Origin of the sequence: Micromonospora sp. WMMD737 (genome assembly GCF_049179055.1) — a bacterium.
GTDB classification, from domain to species: Bacteria; Actinomycetota; Actinomycetes; order Mycobacteriales; family Micromonosporaceae; genus Micromonospora; species Micromonospora reichwaldensis.
This window is the reverse complement of record NZ_JBMHMH010000001.1, coordinates 6,399,402-6,419,602: the sequence shown is the minus strand read 5'-3', so window position 1 is coordinate 6,419,602 and position 20,201 is coordinate 6,399,402. Positions and strand designations below refer to the sequence as shown.

The following is a 20,201-nucleotide window of genomic DNA, read 5'->3' as shown; positions in this document are numbered from 1 at the left end:
GAGGGCTTCCTTCCGGGAGGGGGGTGACGAAGGTCCGCTCCTCGTCGTGGGGGGTCTGCTACGCGACGAGGGCCCGCTGGGCGAGCAGTTCCTCGACCACCTCGGCAGGAGTCGGGTGGTCGTAGACGAGCGCGGCGGTCAACTCCAGCCCGGTGAGGGCCTCGAGCCGGCGGCGCAGTTCCACGGCGGTGAGGGAGGAGAAACCGATGTCGAGGAACTCCTGGTTCTCGTCGACCGTGGCGGCCGACGGCAGACCGAGCGTGTACGCGGTCTGGGCCCGTACCACGTGGGACAGCACCGCGCGGGTCTCGGCCTCGTCGGCGCCGTCGAGCAGCCGGCGCAACGCGTCGGGGCTGTCGGCGTCGAGCGTGTCCTCGGCGGCCTCGGTGACGTGGCGCATCGCGTCCGGCAGGTCCCGCAGCAGCGGGCTCGGCCGGTACCGGGTGTAGTCGGGTACGAACGAGGGCCAGTCCACGGCGGCGGCGACCCGGCCGGACGCGCCCGTGCCCACCGCCGCGCCGAACTGCTCGACGGTGACGTCCGGGCCGACCGCGATCGACACCGCCCCGTCGCGCTGCTGGGCGATCGCGTCGAACACGGCGGCCGTCCCGGCGGCCCCGGCGATGCCGAACATCTCGTCGGCCGTGTGCACGAGCACGAGCCGCTCGGCGCTGGCGGCGAGGGCGGTCGCGACCGGGTCGTCGGCGTCGCTGGTGACGACCACCGTGTCGGCGGCCCCCGTGGTGACCGTCGCGCCCGCCGCCTCCAGCAGGGCGGCGATCCGGTCCGCCAGCGGCCCGCCGTGCAGCGCGACCGGGCCCGCCGGCCGCCACGGCTCACCGGTCGGCGCGGGGGCCGCGACGAGCCGGCGGGCGAAGACGCCCGCCGAGCGCAGCGCCACCTGGTCCTCGCCGGCGCCCCGGGTGAGCACCCGGCACAGGGCGGTCAGCGTCCGCTCGTCGAGCGTCTCCGGCAGGTCGACGACCCCGCCCCAGGCCCGGGGCGTGGCGAGGGCGGTGGACCGGCCGAAGCCGTACGCCGCCGCCCCGTCCAGGTCGGTGATCCGCTCGGTGGGGGTGACCGCAGCCGCGCCCCGGGTCAGGCACCACACGGGGGCCTCGACGCGGGACTCGTCGAGGGCCCGCAGCAGCCCGGCCGGGGTGGGGCCGGCGGACGTCGTCAGCACCCCCGCCGCCACGTGTTCGGGCACCAGGTCGAGCAGCTCGTCCGCCGTGCCCTCGCGGTACACGCGGACGTCGGCGCCGTGCCGGGCCATCGCCTCGCCGATCCGGTCGGCGTCCGCCGGCACCAGCCACACGCCCCGCAGCGCGGGCACCGGCAGCTCCGTGACCGGGGACCACCGCAGCTGGTAGCCGGGCGCGGGCCCGCGTCGCCACGACGACAGCGCCACCGCCACGTCCTTCAGGGTCGCGGTGTCGTCCAGGCCCAGCAGCGCGCCCAGGTCGTCGCGCTCGACCGCGGCCCAGAAGTCGTCGCCGGGCGCGGCGGCGGCGGGCGGGTCCGGCCACAGGCGGGTGCGCTGGAAGGCGTACGTGGGCAGGGCGACCGGGCGCGCGCCGGCGAAGAAGGCCGGCCAGTCGACGGGTACGCCGCGGTTGTGCAGGCGGGCGAGCGCCTCGGTCGCCACCTGCGGCCCGTCCCGGTCGGCGCGCTGGGCGGGCACGAACTCGCCGTCGGCCACGCACTCCCGGCCGAGCGCGGTGAGCACCGCGTCCGGGCCCAGTTCGAGGAAGGTGCGTACGCCGCGTGCCGCCAGCGCCTCGACGGCCGCGGCGAACCGGACCGTCGCCCGTACCTGACGCACCCAGTACTCGGGGGTCAGCTCGGCGGGCTCACCGGTGACCGTGGAGAGCACCGGGATCGTCGGCGGGTGGTGGGTGACGGACCCGGCCACCGCGCGGAACTCGTCGAGCATGGGCTCCATCAGCGGCGAGTGGAACGCGTGCGACACGGTGAGCCGCCTGGTCTTGCGGCCGCTGGCGGCCAGCTTTTCGGCGACCGCCAGGGTGGCGGCCTCCTCGCCGGAGAGCACGACCGAGGTGGGGCCGTTGACGGCGGCGATCGCCACGGCGTCGGAGAGCAGCGGGACGACCTCGTCCTCGGTGGTGCGTACGGCCACCATCGCACCGCCGGTCGGCAGCGCCTGCATCAGCCGGCCGCGGGCGGCCACCAGCCGGGCGGCGTCCGGCAGGGTGAGGACCCCCGCCACGTGCGCCGCCGCCAGCTCACCGATCGAGTGCCCCGCCACGAAGTCCGGCCGCACCCCCCACGACTCGAACAACCGGAACAGCGCCACCTCCACCGCGAACAACGCCGGCTGCGCCCACCCCGTCTGATGCACCTCCTCGGAACCCAACACCTCCCGCAACGGCCGCTCCAGATGCCCGTCCAGCTCCGCACACACCTCGTCGAACGCCGCCGCGAACACCGGAAAGCCCATCAGCTCCCCCGCCATCGCGACCCGCTGCGACCCCTGACCGGTGAAGAGCACGGCGGTCGCCCCGGCGGTGTCGGCGACCCCGCCGACCACTCCGGGGGCGTTCTCGCCACGGGCCAGCGCGGCCAGTCCGGCGCGCAGCTCGGCCAGGTCCCGGCCGAGCACGACCGCCCGGTGCCGCAGGGCGGTACGGGTGGTGGCGAGCGAGAAGCCGGCGTCCACGGCGGACGCCGCGTCGGTGAGGTGGGCGGCGAGCCGGGCCGCCTGGTCGCGCAGCGCGGCCTGGTCCCGGCCGGACACCACCAGGGGCACCACCGGCACCTCGGCCGTCGAGTCCACCACCACGGGCTCGGGCGCCTGCTCGATGATCGCGTGCGCGTTGGTGCCGGAGATGCCGAACGAGGAGACGCCGGCGCGGCGCGGGCGTCCCGTCTCCGGCCACGGCACCGCAGCGGTCAGCAGTTGGACGGCCCCGTCCGCCCAGTCCACGTGCGGCGACGGCGCGTCGACGTGCAGCGTCGGCGGCAGCAGGCCGTGCCGGATCGCCTCCACCATCTTGATCACCCCGGCGACGCCGGCGGCGGCCTGGGTGTGCCCGATGTTCGACTTGATCGAGCCGACCCAGAGCGGGTGCTCGCCCCGGTCGCGGCCGTACGTCGCGATGAGCGACCGGGCCTCGATCGGGTCGCCCAGGGTGGTGCCGGTGCCGTGCGCCTCGACGGCGTCCACGTCGGCCGGTCGCAGCCCCGCGTCGGCGAGCGCCTGGTTGACCAGGCGCTGCTGGGACGGCCCGTTCGGCGCGGTCATGCCGTTGCTCGCGCCGTCCTGGTTGACGGCGGTGCTGCGCACGACGGCGAGCACGGGGTGGCCGTTGCGGCGCGCGTCGGAGAGCCGTTCGAGCACCAGGACGCCGACGCCCTCGCCCCAGCCGGTGCCGTCGGCGCCGGCCGCGAAGGACTTGCACCGGCCGTCCGGCGCGAGGGCCCGCTGGCGGCTGAAGTCGATGAACGCGTTGGGCGTCGCGAGCACGGTCACGCCGCCGGCCAGGGCGAGGGAGCATTCGCCCCGGCGCAGCGACTGGGCGGCCAGGTGCAGGGTGACCAGCGAGGACGAGCAGGCCGTGTCGACGGTGACCGCCGGCCCCTCCAGCCCCAGCGCGTACGACACCCGGCCGGAGACCACGCCGCCGGCGACGCCGGTGCCGATGAAGCCGTCGAGCTCGGGGGGCAGGTGCTGAAGGTGCGCGGTGTAGTCGTGGTACATCAGGCCGGCGAACACCCCCGTGCGACTGCCGCGCAGGGTGGTGGGATCGATGCCGGCGCGCTCGACGGCCTCCCACGAGGTCTCCAGGAACAGCCGCTGCTGCGGGTCCATGGCCAGGGCCTCGCGGCGGGAGATGCCGAAGAACTCGGCGTCGAACCAGGCCGCGTCGTACAGGAAGGCGCCCTCCCCGCAGTAGGTGCGGCCGGGCTTGTCCGGGTCCGGGTCGACGAGGTTGTCGATGTCCCAGCCCCGGTCGGTCGGGAAGCCGGCCACCGCGTCGACGCCCCCCGCGACCAGGTCCCACAGCTTCTCCGGGGAGGTGGCGCCGCCGGGGAACCGGCAGCCCATGCCGACGATCGCGATGGGGTCGTCGGTGCCGTCGGTGGCGGCCACGACCACGGCTGCGGCCGACCCTCCGGCGAAGAGTTCCGCGTCCAGGTGCTCGGCCAGCGTGGTGGGGTTCGGGTAGTCGAAGACCAGCGTGACGGGCAGCCGCAGGCCGACGACCGCGTTGAGGCGGTTGCGGAACTCGACGGCGGTGAGCGAGTCGAAGCCCAGCTCCTTGAACGCCTTCGTCGCGCCCACCGCCTCGGCGCCGCCGTGCCCCAGCACGACCGCGACCTGCGTACGGACGATGTCGACAAGCTCCTTGCGGCGCTCGGCCGGGCCGCGACCGGCGAGCGCCGCGACCAGGTCGGAGGCCGCCGCGGCGTCGGCGGAGACCTGGCGTCGCGCCGGGGTGCGGACCAGGCCGCGCAGCACCGGGGGCAGCACGCCGCCGCTCGCCTGCTCCCGCAGGGCGGCGAGGTCCAGGTGGATCGGCACGAGGGCGGCCTCGGGCGCGCCGAGCGCCTCGTCGAAGAGCGCGAGCCCGTCCTCGGTGGAGAGGGGACGCACACCGGAGCGCCGCATCCGGGCGAGGTCGGCGTCGTCGAGCGCGCCGGTGAGGCCGGTGCGCTGCGCCCACATGCCCCACGCCAGCGCCACCGCGGGCAGGCCCCGGGCACGCCGGTACGCGGCGAACGCGTCGACGAAGGCGTTGGCCGCAGCGTAGTTGCCCTGGCCGGGGCCGCCGAGGACGCCCGCGGCGGAGGAGAAGGCGACGAACGCGCTCACGTCGCCGGCCAGCTCGTGCAGGTTGACGAGCGCGTCGACCTTGGGGCGCAGCGCGGTCGCGACCCGCTCCGGCGTGAGCGACAGGATCATCCCGTCGTCCAGGACGCCGGCCGTGTGCACGACCGCCGTGGGCGGGTGCTCCGCGACGAGCGCGGCCAGCGCCTCGCGGTCGGCGGCGTCGCAGGCGGCGACCGTCACGTGCACGCCCTGGGCGGTCAGCTCGTCGTGCAGCGTCCGCAGGTCCCCGGTCATGCCGCGACGGCCCGCGAGCACGAGGCGACGGACGCCGTGGCGCGCGACGAGGTGCCGGGCGACGAGGCGGCCGAGCGTGCCCGACGCCCCGGTGACGAGGACCGTGCCGGTGATCTCCGGTGGCGTGCCCGGCTGCCCGGACGCCTTCGCGATGCGCGGTACGAGGACCTCGGTGCCGCGCAGGGCGAGCTGCGGCTCGCCCGAGCGCAGCGCCGGCACGAGGTTCGGCGCCCACTGCCCGCCCGCCACGTCGACGAGCACGATCCGGCCGGGGTTCTCGGACGCGGCCGAGCGCAGCAGGCCCCACACGGCGGCGAGCGCCGGCCGGGTCGCGTCGGTGGCCCCCTCGGTCAGCACGACCAGGCGGGCGGCGGCGAACCGGTCGTCGGCGAGCCACTCCTGGACGGCGGCGAGGGCGTGCTCCACCGCCCGGTAGGTGGCCCCGACCAGGTCGTCGCCGTCGGCGGTGACCGGGAGGACCACGAAGTCGGGGACCTCGCCGATCGCGGCGAGGCTGTCGTACGCGGTGGCGCCGGGCAGCTCGCCGCCCACGACCGCCAGCGTGGCCGCGCCGTCGGTCACCGGGACGGGCACCCAGTCGAGCACGTGCATCGCCTGGTGGCGCGGGTTGGTCAGGTCGGCGAGCGCGTTCGCGGGCAGGCGGCGCACGGCCAGCGCGTCGATCGTGGCCACCGGCGCGCCGGCGTGGTCGGCGACGGTCACCGCGACGGCGTTCGGGCCCGCCGACCGGATGGTGACCCGCAGCCGGGCGGCACCGGTGGCGTGCAGGGTCACCCCGTGCCAGGCGAAGGGCAGCCAGGGCCCACCCTCGCCGTCGTCGGAGGTGAACACGCCCAGGCCGAGCGGGTGCAGCGCCGCGTCGAGCACCGCGGGGTGCAGGCCGAAGCCCGCGACCTTCGCCGCCTCGGGGGCGGTGACCTCGGCGAACAGCTCGTCGCCCCGCCGCCACACCGACCCCAGGCCGCCGAAGGCGGGGCCGTACGTCACGTCGAGCGCCGCGAACCGGTCGTACAGCTCGGCGGTGTCCAGGGCCTCGGCGCCCTCGGGCGGCCACACGCCCGCCGGGGCCGCCGCGCGGTCGTCGGCGCCGGAGGTCCCGGTGCCCAGGGTGCCGGTGGCGTGCCGGGTCCACGGCCCGTCGCCGTCGGGCCGCGAGTGGACGGTCAGCCGCCGGGCGCCGTCCGGGCCAGGCTCGCCGACGCGGAGCTGGACCTGCACCGCGCCCCGCTCCGGCACCACCAGGGGCGCTTCGAGCGTGAGCTCCTCGACCTCGGTGGCGCCCACCTCGTCGCCGGCGCGGACCGCCAGCTCGACGAAGGCCGTGCCGGGCAGGAAGATCCGGCCCGCCACCCGGTGGTCGGCGAGCCACGGGTGCGCCGAGGTCGACAGCCGGCCGGTGAGCAGCACCCCGTCCGCGCCGGCCAGCGACACGGTCGCGCCGAGCAGCGGGTGGCCGGTGGAGCCGAGGCCGAGGCCGGTGGCGTCGACCGGGCCGCCCGCCCCGCTGGGCCAGTAGGTGCGGCGCTGGAAGGCGTACGTGGGCAGGGCGACCGGTCCGGCGGGGGCGGTGACCAGCGTGGCCCAGTCCGGCTGCACGCCCCGGGTGTGCGCCTGCCCCAGCGACAGCAGGAACCGGCGCAGGCCGCCCTCGTCGCGGCGCAGCGTGCCGACGACCGAGCCGCCGCCCGCCTCGTCGAGCAGGTCCTGCACGGCGGGTACGAGCACCGGGTGCGAGCTGACCTCGACGAAGGAGTCGATGCCGTCGGCGATGACACCGCGTACGGTCTGCTCGAACTCGACGGTCTGCCGCAGGTTGCGGTACCAGTACTCGGCGACCAGCTCGGCGGTGTCGAGCAGCTCACCGGTGACGGTCGAGTAGAGCGGCACGTCGCCGGTGCGGGGCCGCACGGGGGCGAGGACCCGGAGCAGCTCGTCGCGCATCGACTCGACGTGCGCGGAGTGCGAGGCGTAGTCGACGTCGATGCGCCGGGCGCGTACCCCGTCGCGCTCGCACTCGGCGAGCAGCTCGTCGAGCGCCTCGGGCGCGCCGGAGACGACCACGGTGGACGGCCCGTTCACGGCGGCGACGGACAGCCCGGGCCGCAGCCGCCGGGCGAGGGTCGCGACCGGCTCGGACACGGACACCATGCCGCCCCGCCCGGCGAGGTCCACGGCGATCAGCTGGCTGCGCCGGGTCACCACCAGGGCGGCGTCGTCCAGGGTGAGCGCGCCGGCCACGCAGGCGGCGGCGATCTCGCCCTGGGAGTGCCCGACGACGGCGGCGGGCTCGATCCCGTGGGAGCGCCACAGCGCCGCCAGCGAGACCATCATGGCGAACAGCGCCGGCTGGACGACGTCGACCCGCTCCAGGGAGGCGGCGCCGGGAACGCCGCGCAGCACGTCGAGCAGCGACCAGTCGGTGTGCCGGTCCACGGCGGTGGCGCACTCCGCCATCCGCTCGGCGAAGACGGGTGCGGTGTCCAGCAGCTCGGCGGCCATCCCCAGCCACTGCGAGCCCTGGCCGGGGAAGAGGAACGCGGTGCGCTCGCCGGCGTCGGCGAGCCCGGTGACGAGGTTGCGGGCCGCACCGCCGTCGGCGAGCGCGTCGAGCGCGGCGGACAGCTCGTCCCGGTCCCCGACGAGGACGGCGCGGTGCGGGAGGCGGGCGCGGGTGCTGGCGAGCGCGTACGCGACGTCGTGCGTGCCGAGGTCGTCGCTCAGGCGGTCGCGCAGCCGGACCGCCTGCTCGCGCAGCGCCGCCTCGGTCCGGGCCGACAGCACCCAGGTGGCGGGGCCCTCGGCCGGCGGGGCGCTCTGCGGGGCCTCGGCGGCCGGTGGCTCCTCGATCAGCACGTGGGCGTTGGTGCCCGAGATGCCGAACGACGAGACGCCCGCCCGCCGCGGGTTCTCGCCCCGTGGCCACCGCACCGGCTCGCTGAGCAGCTGGACGGCGCCGTCGGCCCAGTCCACGTGGTGCGACGGCTTGTCGACGTGCAGGGTGCGGGGCAGCTCCTCGTGCCGCAGCGCCATGACCATCTTGATCACGCCCGCGACGCCGGCGGCGGCCTGGGTGTGGCCGAAGTTCGACTTCACCGAGCCGAGCCAGAGCGGCCGGTCACGCTCCTGGCCGTAGGTGGCGATGAGCGACTGGGCCTCGATCGGGTCGCCCAGCGTGGTGCCCGTGCCGTGCGCCTCGACCGCGTCCACGTCGGCCGTGGTGAGCCCGGCGTTCGCCAGCGCGGCCCGGATGACCCGCTGCTGCGACGGCCCGTTCGGCGCGGTGAGGCCGTTCGACGCGCCGTCCTGGTTGACGGCCGAGCCGCGCACCACCGCCAGGACGCGGTGCCCGTTGCGGCGCGCGTCCGACAGCTTCTCCAGCACGAGTACGCCGACGCCCTCGCCGAACGCGGTGCCGTCCGCCGCCGAGGCGAACGCCTTCACCCGGCCGTCCGGGGCGAGCCCCTTCTGGCTGGAGAACTCGATGAACGTGCCGGGCGTGGAGATGACGCAGGTGCCGCCGGCCAGCGCGAGGTCGCAGTCGCCGCTGCGCAGCGCGTGCGCGGCCACGTGCACCGCCACCAGCGACGACGAGCAGGCCGTGTCCACGGTGACGGCAGGGCCCTCCAGCCCCAGCACGTACGACACCCGGCCGGACACGACGCTGCCCGCGACCCCGGTCATCGTGTAGCCGATCAGCGCGTCCACGTCGCGCTGCATGGCGTTCAGGTACTCGACGCTGTTCGCGCCGACGAACACGCCGGTCCGGCTGCCCCGCAGCGAGTGCGGGTCGATCCCGGCGTGCTCGAACGCCTCCCACGACGTCTCCAGCATCAGCCGCTGCTGCGGGTCCATGGCGAGCGCCTCGCGCGGGCTGATGCCGAAGAAGCCCGCGTCGAAGTCGGTGGCGTCCGGGATGAAGCCGCCCCGCCGCACGTAGCTGGTGCCGGAGCCGCTGTCCGGGTCGAACAGGTCGTCCAGGTCCCAGCCCCGGTTGGTGGGGAAGTCGGTGATGCCGTCGCCGCCGGACGACACCAGCTCCCACAGGTCGTCGGCGGAGCGCACGCCGCCGGGGAAGCGGCAGCCGATGCCGACGATGGCGATCGGCTCCCGCTCCGTCGCGGTACGCAGCTTCCGCCGCGTCTCGTGCAGGTCGGCCGTCACGCGCCGGAGGTACTCGACAAGCTGCTCTTCGTTCGCCATCAGTAAGCCCTCCTCAGCGCGTCCGGTTCAGGCGGCGCCGAGTTCGTCGTCGATGAACCGCAACAGCTCGTCGGCGGAGGCGGTCTTCAGCACCAGGCCCACGTCGGGTCCGTCGGGTTCGGCGTCCACGTCGGACCTGCCACGCCAATTCGACATCACCGCGTGCAACCGATCGGTAATCCGTGCCTTGACCGCGTCCTCCAGACCCGCCGCACCGGCCTGGGCGAACGAGCGTTCCAGCCGGTCCAGCTCGGCCAACAGCCCTGCGGCCGGGTCCACCTCGGCCGGGGCCAGCCCGGCCAGCAGGTGGTCGGTGAGCGCCGCGGCGGTCGGGTGGTCGAACACCATGGTGGCGGAGAGTTTCAGGCCGGTGGCCGCCTTCAGCCGGTTGCGGAACTCGACAGCGGTGAGCGAGTCGAAGCCCAGCTCGGTGAACGGCCGGTCGGGGTCCACGGCGCTCGCGCCGGCGTGGCCGAGCACGGCGGCGGCCTGTGCCTTGACGAACTCCAGCGCGGTGTGCCGCCGCTGCGGGCCGCTCTGGCTCGCCAGGTGGTCGCGCAGGGCGCCGGGCGACTGTGCCGCCTGCTCCACCGACCGTCGGGACGGGCCCCGCACCAGGCCACGCAGCAGCGCGGGCAGCAGGCCCGACCGGCCCAGCTCGCGCAGTGCCGCCGGGTCCATCGGCATCGGCACCAGCAGCGCCTCGTCGACCAGCTCCGCCGCGTCGTACAGCGCCATGCCCTGCTCCACCGACAGCTCCAGCAGGCCGACGCGGGCCATCCGGGCGCGGTCGTTGGCGTCGAGGTGCGCGGTCATCCCGCTCGCCTCGCTCCACAGGCCCCAGGCCAGCGAACGGGCGGGCAGCCCGGCCGCCCGGCGCCGCGCCACGAGCGCGTCCAGGAAGGTGTTCGCCGCCGCGTAGTTGCCCTGCCCGGGGCCGCCCATCGTGCCGGCCGCCGCGGAGAACACGACGAACTCGGCCAGCTCGGCGTCCAGGGTCAGCTCGTGCAGGTTGACCGCCGCGTCGACCTTGGGCCGCAGCACCGCGTCGACCTGCTCCGGGGTCAGCGCGGCGACCAGGCCGTCGTCGAGGACGCCCGCCGTGTGCACCACGGCGGTCAGCGGGTGCGCGGCGGGCACCCGGGCCAGGGTCCCGGCCAGCGCCGCGCGGTCCGCCGCGTCGCACGCCGCGACGGTGACCTCCGCGCCGTACGAGGTCAGCTCGGCCACCAGCTCGGCGGCCCCGGGGGCGTCCGGGCCACGGCGGCTGGTCAGCAGGAGGTGCCGCACCCCGCGCCGGGTCACCAGGTGCCGGGCCAGCAGACCGCCGAGGGTGCCGGTGCCGCCCGTGACGAGCACCGTGCCGTCGGGGTCCCGCCGGGGCGGCGCGGTGAGCACGAGCTTGCCGACGTGCCGGGCCTTGGACATGAACCGGAACGCCTCCGGGGCGCGCCGGATGTCGTACGACCGCACCGGCAGCGGCGTGAGGTCGCCCGTCCCGAACAGGGCGACCACGTCGCGCAGGATCGCGCCGACCCGGTCCGGGTCGATGGCGAGCAGGTCGAACGCCTGGTAGGCGACGCCCGGGTGGTCGGCGGCGACCCGGTCCGGGTCCCGCACGTCGGTCTTGCCCATCTCGACGAACCGGCCGCCCGCGCCGAGCAGGCGCAGCGAGGCGTCGACGAACTCCTTCGCCAACGAGTCGATCACCACGTCGATGCCGGCCGCGCCGAAGCGCTCCTCGAACTCGAGGGTGCGGGAGTTGCCGATGTGCGTGTCCGGCAGCCCCATCGCGCGCAGCGCGTCCCACTTGCCGGTGCTGGCGGTGCCGTACACCTCCGCGCCGAGGTGCCGGGCGAGGCGGACCGCCGCCATGCCGACGCCACCGGCCGCGGCGTGCACCAGCACCCGCTCCCCCGGCTTGACCTGGGCCAGGTCGACAAGCGCGTAGTAGGCGGTGCAGAACGCGATAGGCGTCGACGCCGCCGTGGCGAACGACCAGCCCGACGGCACCGGCACGACCATCCGCGCGTCGGTGACGACCTCGGTGCCGAAGGCGCCGTAGAACAGGCCCATGACCCGGTCGCCGACCGCGACGGCGGTCACGTCCGGCGCGGTCTCGACGACCACGCCGGCGCCCTCGCCGCCCATCACGCCGCCGCCGGGGTACATGTCGAGGGCGATCAGCACGTCCCGGAAGTTCAGGCCGGCGGCCCGCATCGCGATGCGCACCTGGCCCGGCCCCAGCGGACGCGGTTCCTCCGCCTCGGGCAGCAGCGCCAGGTTGTCCAGCGTGCCGCGTTCGGTGACGTCCAGCCGCCAGCGCTCGGCCGGCGGCGCCGCCAGCGCGGGGCTGCTCGCCGCGCGGGCGAGCCGGGGGGCCAGCAGGACGCCGTCGCGGACAGCGAGCTGCGGCTCGTCGGCCGCGACCGCCGCCGCGAGCGCCCGGTGCGGCTCGCGGTCGTCGACGTCGAGCAGGACGAAGCGGTCCGGGTGCTCGCTCTGGGCCGACCGGAGCAGTCCCCACACCGGCGAGCTGGGCAGGTCGGGGGCCGCCTCCTGCACGCTCACCGCGTCCCGGGTGACGACGACCAGCCGGGCGTCGGCGAACCGCTCGTCGGCGAGCCACTCGCGCAGCACCGCGAGGGTGTCGTGGACGACCCGGTGGGCCGCCCCGGCGGCGTCGTCGGCCGCGCCGGCCGCGCAGGGCAGCACGACCAGGGCGGGCGTCGGCGCGCCGTCGGCCACCCGGGCCCGCAGGGTCGCCAGGTCCGGGTACGCGTCGGTGACGAGGCCGGCGTCCTGCGGCAGGGTGCACCCGCCGAGGGCCGCCCAGCGGGCGTCCGGCGCGGTCGCGGGGGCGGCGACCGGGGTCCACTCCAGGCGGAACAGGGCGTCGTGGTGCGTGGCCGGCTGTGCGGGGGCGCTGGCCTCCCGCAGCACCAGCGACTCGACCTCGGCGACCACGGTATTGCCCTGGTCGGCGACGGTCACCGCGACCGTGTTCCGGCCGCGCGGACGCAGCCGGACGCGCAGCTCCGTCGCCCCGATGGCGTGCACGGAGACGCCGCTCCACTCGAACGGCAGCAGCGCCCCGGTGCCGCTGGTGACGAGCGCGAGCGGGTGCAGCGCGGCGTCGAGCAGCGCCGGGTGCAGGCCGTAACCGGCCGCCGTCCGGGCGGCCTCCGCCGGCAGGGCCACCTCGGCGAAGATCTCCTCGCCCTGCCGCCACACCCGGCGTACGCCCTGGAACGTCGGGCCGTACGTGAGACCGGCCGCGGCCAGGGTGGCGTACAGCTCGTCGGACGCGACCGGCTCGGCCGCCGGCGGCCACGCGGTGTCGAAGCCGCCCGCCGGCTCCCCGGGGGCGAGCAGGCCGACGCCGTTGCGCACCCACGGCGCCGCGTCGGTGGCGACCCCGTCCGGCCGGGAGTGGACGGTCAGCTGCCGCTGCCCGTTCTCGTCGGGCGCGCCGACGCGCAGCTGCACCTGGACCCCGCCCTTCTCCGGCAGCACCAGGGGCGCGGTCAGGGTCAGCTCCTCGACCCGGCCGCAGTCGACCTCGTCGCCGGCACGCACCGCGAGATCCACGAGCGCGGTCCCGGGCACGAACACCTGCCCGCCGACCCGGTGGTCGGCCAGCCACGGGTGCGCGGCCACCGAGATGCGGCCGGTGAACAGCAGGCCGTCGGTGTCGGCCAGCGCGACCGCCGCGCCGAGCAGCGGGTGCTCGGTGGCGGCGAGCCCCAGCCCGGCCGCGTCGGCGGTGGCCGTGCCGACGGCCGGCCAGTACCGCTCGTGCTGGAACGGGTAGCCGGGCAGCCGGACCCGGCGCGCGCCCTCGACACCCCACGTGGGGTGCACGCCGTGCACGTGCGCCTCGCCGAGGGAGAGCAGGAAGCGCGCCAGTCCCCCCTCGTCGCGGCGCAGCGAGCCGACCACGGTGGCGGTGGCCTCCGCGTCGTCGATGACGTCCTGCACGCCGATGGTGAGCACGGGGTGCGGGCTGACCTCGACGATCGTGGTGACGCCCGCGTCGAGCAGGGCCCGGACGGCGGGCTCGTACCAGACGGTCTGGCGCAGGTTGCGGTACCAGTACTCGGCGTCCATCGCGACGTCGTCCAGCCAGCGGTCGTCCACTGTCGAGTAGAGCGGCACCTCGGGCCGGCGGGGCGCCAGCCCGGCCAGCACGTCGCGCAGCTCCTCGTGCAGCTCCTCCACGTACGCCGAGTGCGACGCGTAGTCCACGTCGATGCGCTTGGCGCGCACGCCGTCGCGCTGGCACTCCGCCAGCAGCTCGTCGAGGGCGTCCAGCTCGCCGGCCGCCACCGTCGAGCGCGGCCCGTTGACGGTCGCCACGGTCACCCGGCCGTCGAAGCGCTCCAGCCGGTCGCGCACCTCGGCCACCGGCAGCGGCACGGAGACCATGCCGCCCTTGCCGGACAGGCGCAGCAGGGCGCGGCTGCGCAGGGCGACGACCCGGGCCGCGTCCGCCACGGAGAGCGCGCCCGCCACGCAGGCGGCGGCGATCTCGCCCTGGGAGTGCCCCACCACGGCGGCGGGCTCGACCCCGTGGGAACGCCACAGCTCGGCCAGCGACACCATGACGGCGAACAGGACGGGCTGGACGACGTCCACCCGGTCCAGCTCCTCCCCCTGCCGCAGGACGGCCTCCAGGGACCAGTCGACGTGCGGCGCCAGCGCGGCCTCGCACTCGGCCATCCGGGCGGCGAAGACCGGGGCGGTGTCGAGCAGCTCCACGGCCATGCCGATCCACTGCGAGCCCTGCCCGGGGAAGGAGAACGCCACCTTCCCCGGCGTGCCGGCGGCGACCCCGGTGGCCAGGTTCGGCGCGGGCTCCCCCGCGGCGAGCGCGGCGAGGCCGGCGCGCAGCTCGTCGGCGCCGCCCACCACGACCGCGCGGCGCGGGTGGGTGGCCCGCAGCGCCAGCGAGTACGCCAGGTCGCGGGGCGCCACCTCGGCCAGAAGCGGCTCGAGGTCGGCGGCCTGCCGGCGCAGCGCCCCGTCGGAGCGGGCGGAGAGCACGAGCGCGACCGGCCCGTCGTCGGGCGTCCGCTCGGCCTCGGGCACCTCCGGCGCCTCCTCGATGACGAGGTGGGCGTTGGTGCCGCTGAACCCGAACGACGAGACGCCGCCGCGACGCGGGTGGCCGTTGCGGCCCCACGGCTGCGGTTCGGCGAGCAGCCGCACCCCGCCCGACCAGTCGACGTGGGCCGTCGGCTCGGCCACGTGCAGGGTCCGGGGCAGTTCGCCGTGCCGCAGCGCGAGCACCACCTTGATCACCCCGGCGACGCCGGCGGCGGCCTGGGTGTGCCCGATGTTCGACTTCACCGAGCCCAGCCAGAGCGGGCGCTCGGCGGCGCGGTCCCGGCCGTACGTGGCGAAGAGCGCGTCGACCTCGATGGGGTCGCCCAGCGTGGTGCCGGTGCCGTGCGCCTCGACCACGTCCACGTCGGCGGTGGAGAGCCCCGCGTCGGCGAGCGCCTGCCGGATGACCCGCTGCTGCGAGGGGCCGTTGGGCGCGGTCAGCCCGTTGGACGCGCCGTCCTGGTTGACCGCGGTCCCGCGTACCACGGCGAGGACCTCGTGGCCGGCGGCGAGCGCGTCGGAGAGCCGTTCGAGGACGACCACGCCGATGCCCTCGCCCCAGTTGGTGCCGTCCGCGCCGGCCGCGAACGCCTTGCAGCGCCCGTCCGGGGCGAGCCCGCGCATCCGGCTGAACTCCAGGAACGCGCCCGGCGTCGACATGGCGGTGACGCCGCCCGCGACCGCCATCGCGCACTCGCCCGAGCGCAGCGCCCGCACCGCCAGGTGCATCGCCACCAGCGACGACGAGCAGGCGGTGTCCACGGTCACGGCCGGGCCCTCCAGCCCCAGCACGTACGAGAGGCGACCGGAGAGGATGCTCGCGGCGTTGCCGGTGGCCATGAAGCCTTCCGCGCTCGCCCCGGCCGCGCCGGTGATCCGGGCGTAGTCGACGTTGTTGGCGCCGACGTACACGCCTGTCGCGCTGCCCCGCAGCCCGGTCGGGTCGATGCCGGCGTCCTCGAAGGCCGCCCAGGACGCCTCCAGCACCAGCCGCTGCTGCGGGTCCATGGCCTCCGCCTCGCGGGGGCTGATGCCGAAGAAGGCCGCGTCGAAGCCCGGCAGGTCGGCGAGGAAGCCGCCCTCGCGGACGTAGCTGGTCCCGGAGTGCTCCGGGTCGGGGTGGAACAGGCCGTCGAGGTCCCAGCCGCGGTCGGTGGGGAACGGGCCGATGCCGTCGCGCCCCTCGCGCAGCATCGTCCACAGCTCCTCGGGCGAACTGACGCCCCCGGGGAAGCGGCAGCTCATGCCGACGATGGCGATCGGCTCGTCGGCGGCGACGGTGCCGACGACCACCTCGGTGCGACCGGTCTCCAGCAGGTGCTCGGCCAGCGCGACCGGGGTCGGGTAGTCGAAGGCGACGGCCGCGGAGAGCCGTACGCCGGTGGCCTCGACCATCCGGTTGCGGAACTCCACGGCGGTGACCGAGTCGAAGCCCAGTTCCTTGAACGCGGAGGCCGGCTCGACCGCCTCCGGGCCCGCGTAGCCGAGCGTGAGCGCGACCTGGGTGCGGACCAGCCCGACGACGTGGTCGAGGCGGTCCGCCTCGGGCAGGTCGGCGAGCCGGCGGGCGAAGTCCGACGAGGTGGCGGTCTCGGCCGGCTCCTCGTCGGCCACGGCCTCGGGGATGGTGTCGAAGAGCCGGCTCGGTCGCAGCGCGGTGAACGACGGCACGAAGGTGGCCCAGTCCACGTCGGCGAGCACGACGTCCGTGTCCCCGGCCGCCAGGGCCGTACGCATGGCGGCGACGGCCCGCTCCGGGGCCATCGGCGCCAGGCCCCGCTTGCGCAGCGAGGCCGAGATGTCGTCGTCCACCAGCGTGCTCTCGGCCCACGGGCCCCAGGCGAGGGCGATGGCGACCTGTCCCCGGGCGCGCCGCGCCTCGGCGAGGGCGCACAGGTGCGCGTTGCCGGCGGCGTAGGCGGCCTGCCCGCCGCTGCCCCAGACGCCGGCCACGGAGGAGAAGAGCACGAACTCGTCGAGGTCGCGGTCTGCGAAGATCGCGTCGAGGTGGGTGGCGCCGGCGACCTTGGCGGAGACGACGTCGGCGTACTCGGCGAGGTCCATGTCGACGATGCCGGTCAGCTGTGCCAGCCCCGCCACGTGCACCACGGCGCGTACGTCGGGGTAGCCGTCGACGACCGCCGCCAGGGCTCCCCGGTCGGCCACGTCGCAGGCGACGACGTCGACCTGCGCGCCCAGTCCGCGCAGCTCGTCGAGCGCCTCGGCGGGGGCGGTGCCGCGCCGGCTCAGCAGCACGACCCGCTCGGCGCCGTGGCGCGCGTACAGGCGGGCGGCCTCGATGCCGAGGGTGCCGGTGCCGCCGGTGATCAGCACGGTGCCGGACGCGCCGCGCCAGCGCGGGGAGCCGGTCACCGGCGCGCGGTGCAGCCGGCGGACGAACACCCCGTCGGGGCGCACCGCGACCTGGTCCTCCCCGATACCCGCGAGCACGCCGGCCAGCGCGGCGGCGGCGCGCCCGTCCAGCTCGGCGGGCAGGTCGACCAGGCCGCCCCAGGTGTCGGGCAGCTCCAGCGCGGCGACCCGGCCGAGGCCCCACACCTGCGACTGGGCCACGGCGGTCAGCGGGTCGGCCGGGGAGGTCGCGACGGCCCCACGGGTGAGGCACCACAGCCTGGCGCCCCGCCCGGCGAGCGCGCGGATCAGGTCGAGGGTGGCGGCGGCACCCGCCGGGACGCCGGGGTGGCCGGGCAGGAACGCCTCGTCGAGCGCGAGGAGGGAGACCACGCCGGCCGGTTCCGCGTCGAGGTGGTTGGCCAGGTCCGCCGGGCCGGTGGTGACGACCGTGGCGCCGTGCGCGGTGAGCGCGTCGGCCACCGCCGCGCCCGCGTCGCCCGGAGCCGCCGGGTCGGCGACCACCAGCAGCCAGGTGCCGGTCAGCGTCGCCGGGGTGCCGCCGGGGCGGCGCTCCCAGCGGGCCTCGTAGCGCCAGCGGTCCAGCGCGGAGCGCTCCTGCCGTCCCCGGCGCCACGCGGAGAGCGCGGGCAGCACCGACGCCAGGGGCGCCTGCGGGTCCACGTCGAGCGTGGTGACCACCGTGTCGAGGTCACCGCTGTCCACCGCCGCCCACAGGCCGTCGTCGTCGCCGGCCTGGCCGGAGCCGGCCGGGTCCACGCTGTCCTGCCAGAAACGCTCGTGCTGGAAGGGGTACGTCGGCAGGTCCACCCAGGACCGTCCGGACCGGTGGTAGAACGCCTCCGGGTCCAGCGTGACACCCCGGGTCTCCAGCCGCGCCAGCGCCTCCACCAGGGCAGTCGGCTCGTCGCGGTCCCGGCGCAGCACCGGCGCGGCCAGCACGTCGCCGTCCAGGCAGTCCGCCGCCATGGTGGCGAGCACCGAGTCCGGGCCCAGTTCGAGGAACGTCGTGGCGCCGGTCGCGGCGGCGGCGCGTACCGCGTCCGCGAAGCGCACCGTCGCGCGGACCTGCCCGACCCAGTAGTCGGGCGTCGCCAGCTCGTCGCCCGCGGGCGCGCCGGTGACCGTGGAGACCAGCGGGATGTTCGGCGGCGCGTACGAGACCGTCTCGGCCACCGCCCGGAACTGCGCGAGCATCGGGTCCATCAGCGGCGAGTGGAAGGCGTGCGACACGGTCAGCCGCCGGGTGCGGCGGTCGGCGAACCGCTCGGCCACGGCCGCCACCGCCTCCTCGGTGCCGGAGACGACCACCGAGTCCGGGCCGTTGACGGCGGCGATGTCGGCGTCCGTACCGACCAGCGGCGCGACCTCGTCCTCGGTGGCCTGCACGGCGAGCATCGCCCCGCCGGCCGGCAGCGCCTGCATCAACCGGCCCCGGGCGGCGACCAGGCGGGCCGCGTCGGCGAGCGTGAACACCCCCGCGACGTGCGCGGCGGCCAGCTCGCCGATCGAGTGCCCGGCCAGGACCGAGGGGGTGACGCCCCACGAGCGGACGAGCCGGTACAGGGCCACCTCGACGGCGAAGAGGGCAGGCTGGGTCCAGCCGGTCAGGTGCAGGTCCTCGGTGTCGAGGACGTCGCGCAGCGGCCGGTCCAGGTGCGGGTCCAGGGCGGCGCACACCTCGTCGAACGCCGCCGCGAACTCGGGGTACGCCGCGTACAGCCCGCGGCCCATGCCGAGGCGCTGCGCGCCCTGCCCGGAGAAGAGCATCGCGACCCCGCCGTCGGCCACCCGGCCGCGGACCAGGTTGGCGGCCTGCTCGTCGCGGGCCAGGGCGCCCAGGCCGGCGGCCAGTTCCTCGGCGGTGCCGCCGAGCACCGCGGCCCGGTGCGCGAAGCGGGACCGGGTGGTGGCCAGGGCGTAACCCAGCTCGGCCGGCTCCACCTGCGACACCACGGCGGAGAGCCGCCGCGCCTGGTCCCGCAGCGCGTTGGCGTCGCGGGCGGTGAGCAGCAGCGACGTGACCGGCGCGGCGGCCGGCTCGGGCGCGGCGGCGGCCGGCGCCTGCTCCACGATCACGTGGGCGTTGGTGCCGCTGAACCCGAACGACGAGACCGCGGCCCGGCGCGGCTGCCCGGTCTGCGGCCACTGCGTGGCGGCGGTCAGCAGCCGTACGTTGCCGGCCGTCCAGTCCACCTGGTCCGACGGCTGCTCGGCGTGCAGCGTCGCGGGCAGGACGCCGCGCCGGATCGCCTCCACCATCTTGATGACCCCGGCGACCCCGGCCGCGGCCTGGGTGTGGCCGATGTTCGACTTCACCGAGCCGAGCCAGAGCGGGTCCTCCCGGTCCTGGCCGTACGTGGCGAGCAGCGCCTGCGCCTCGATCGGGTCGCCCAGGGTCGTGCCGGTGCCGTGCCCCTCGACCACGTCGACCTGGCGCGTCGACAGGCCCGCGTCGACAAGCGCGGCCTCGATGACCCGCTGCTGGGACGGCCCGTTGGGCGCGGTCAGCCCGTTCGACGCGCCGTCCTGGTTGACCGCGGAGCCCCGCACGACCGCCAGGACGCGGTGGCCGTGCTCGATCGCGTCCGACAGCCGCTCCACCAGCAGCACGCCGACGCCCTCGGCGAACCCGGTGCCGTCGGCGTCCGCCGAGTACGAGCGGCACCGCCCGTCCGGTGACAGGCCACGCTGGCGGGAGAACTCGACGAACGTCAGCGGCGTCGCCATGACCGAGACGCCGCCGACGAGCGCGAGGGTGCAGTCGCCCCGGCGCAGCGCCTGGATCGCCAGGTGCAGCGCGACGAGCGACGACGAGCAGGCGGTGTCGACGGTGACCGCCGGCCCCTCCAGCCCCAGGGTGTAGGCGACCCGGCCGGAGACCACGCTGCCGGAGCTGTTGCTGCCCGCGTAGTCGTGGTACATCAGGCCGGTGAAGACGCCGGTGGGGCTGCCGGCGAGCGAGGCGGGGTCGATGCCGGCGCGCTCCAGCGTCTCCCACGCGACCTCCAGCAGCAGCCGCTGCTGGGGGTCCAGGCCGACCGCCTCGCGGGGGCTGATGCCGAAGAACGTCGGGTCGAAGTCCGCCGCGTCGTACAGGAAACCGCCGCGCGAGGTGTACGAGGTGCCCTCCCGCTGCGACCGGGGGTCGTACAGCGACTCCAGGTCCCAGCCGCGGTCGGTCGGGAACGCGCCGGTGGCGTCGGTCCCGGACTCCACCAACCGCCACAGGTCCTCGGGGCTCGTCACGCCGCCGGGGTACCGGCAGGCCATGCCGACGATCGCGACCGGCTCGTGCGCGGACGCCTCCACCTCGTGCAGGCGCTGCCGGGTCTTCTGCAGGTCGACCGTGACCCGCTTCAGGTAGTCCCGGAGCTTGTCCTCGTTGGCCACTACGGTCGCCCTCCTC

1 protein-coding gene and 1 pseudogene are annotated in these 20,201 nt (G+C 76.3%); both read right to left on the bottom strand.

The window, feature by feature from the left end; all coding sequences use genetic code 11:
- Nucleotides 1–58 precede the first annotated feature (58 nt).
- A pseudogene (locus ACN27A_RS28435) lies at nt 59–9,271 on the bottom strand (type I polyketide synthase); the annotation flags it as partial.
- Between the two features lie 66 nt (nt 9,272–9,337).
- Entirely contained in the window at nt 9,338–20,185 is a 10,848-nt protein-coding gene (locus ACN27A_RS28430; protein ID WP_421457650.1) for a type I polyketide synthase, read from the bottom strand.
- Nucleotides 20,186–20,201 lie beyond the last annotated feature (16 nt).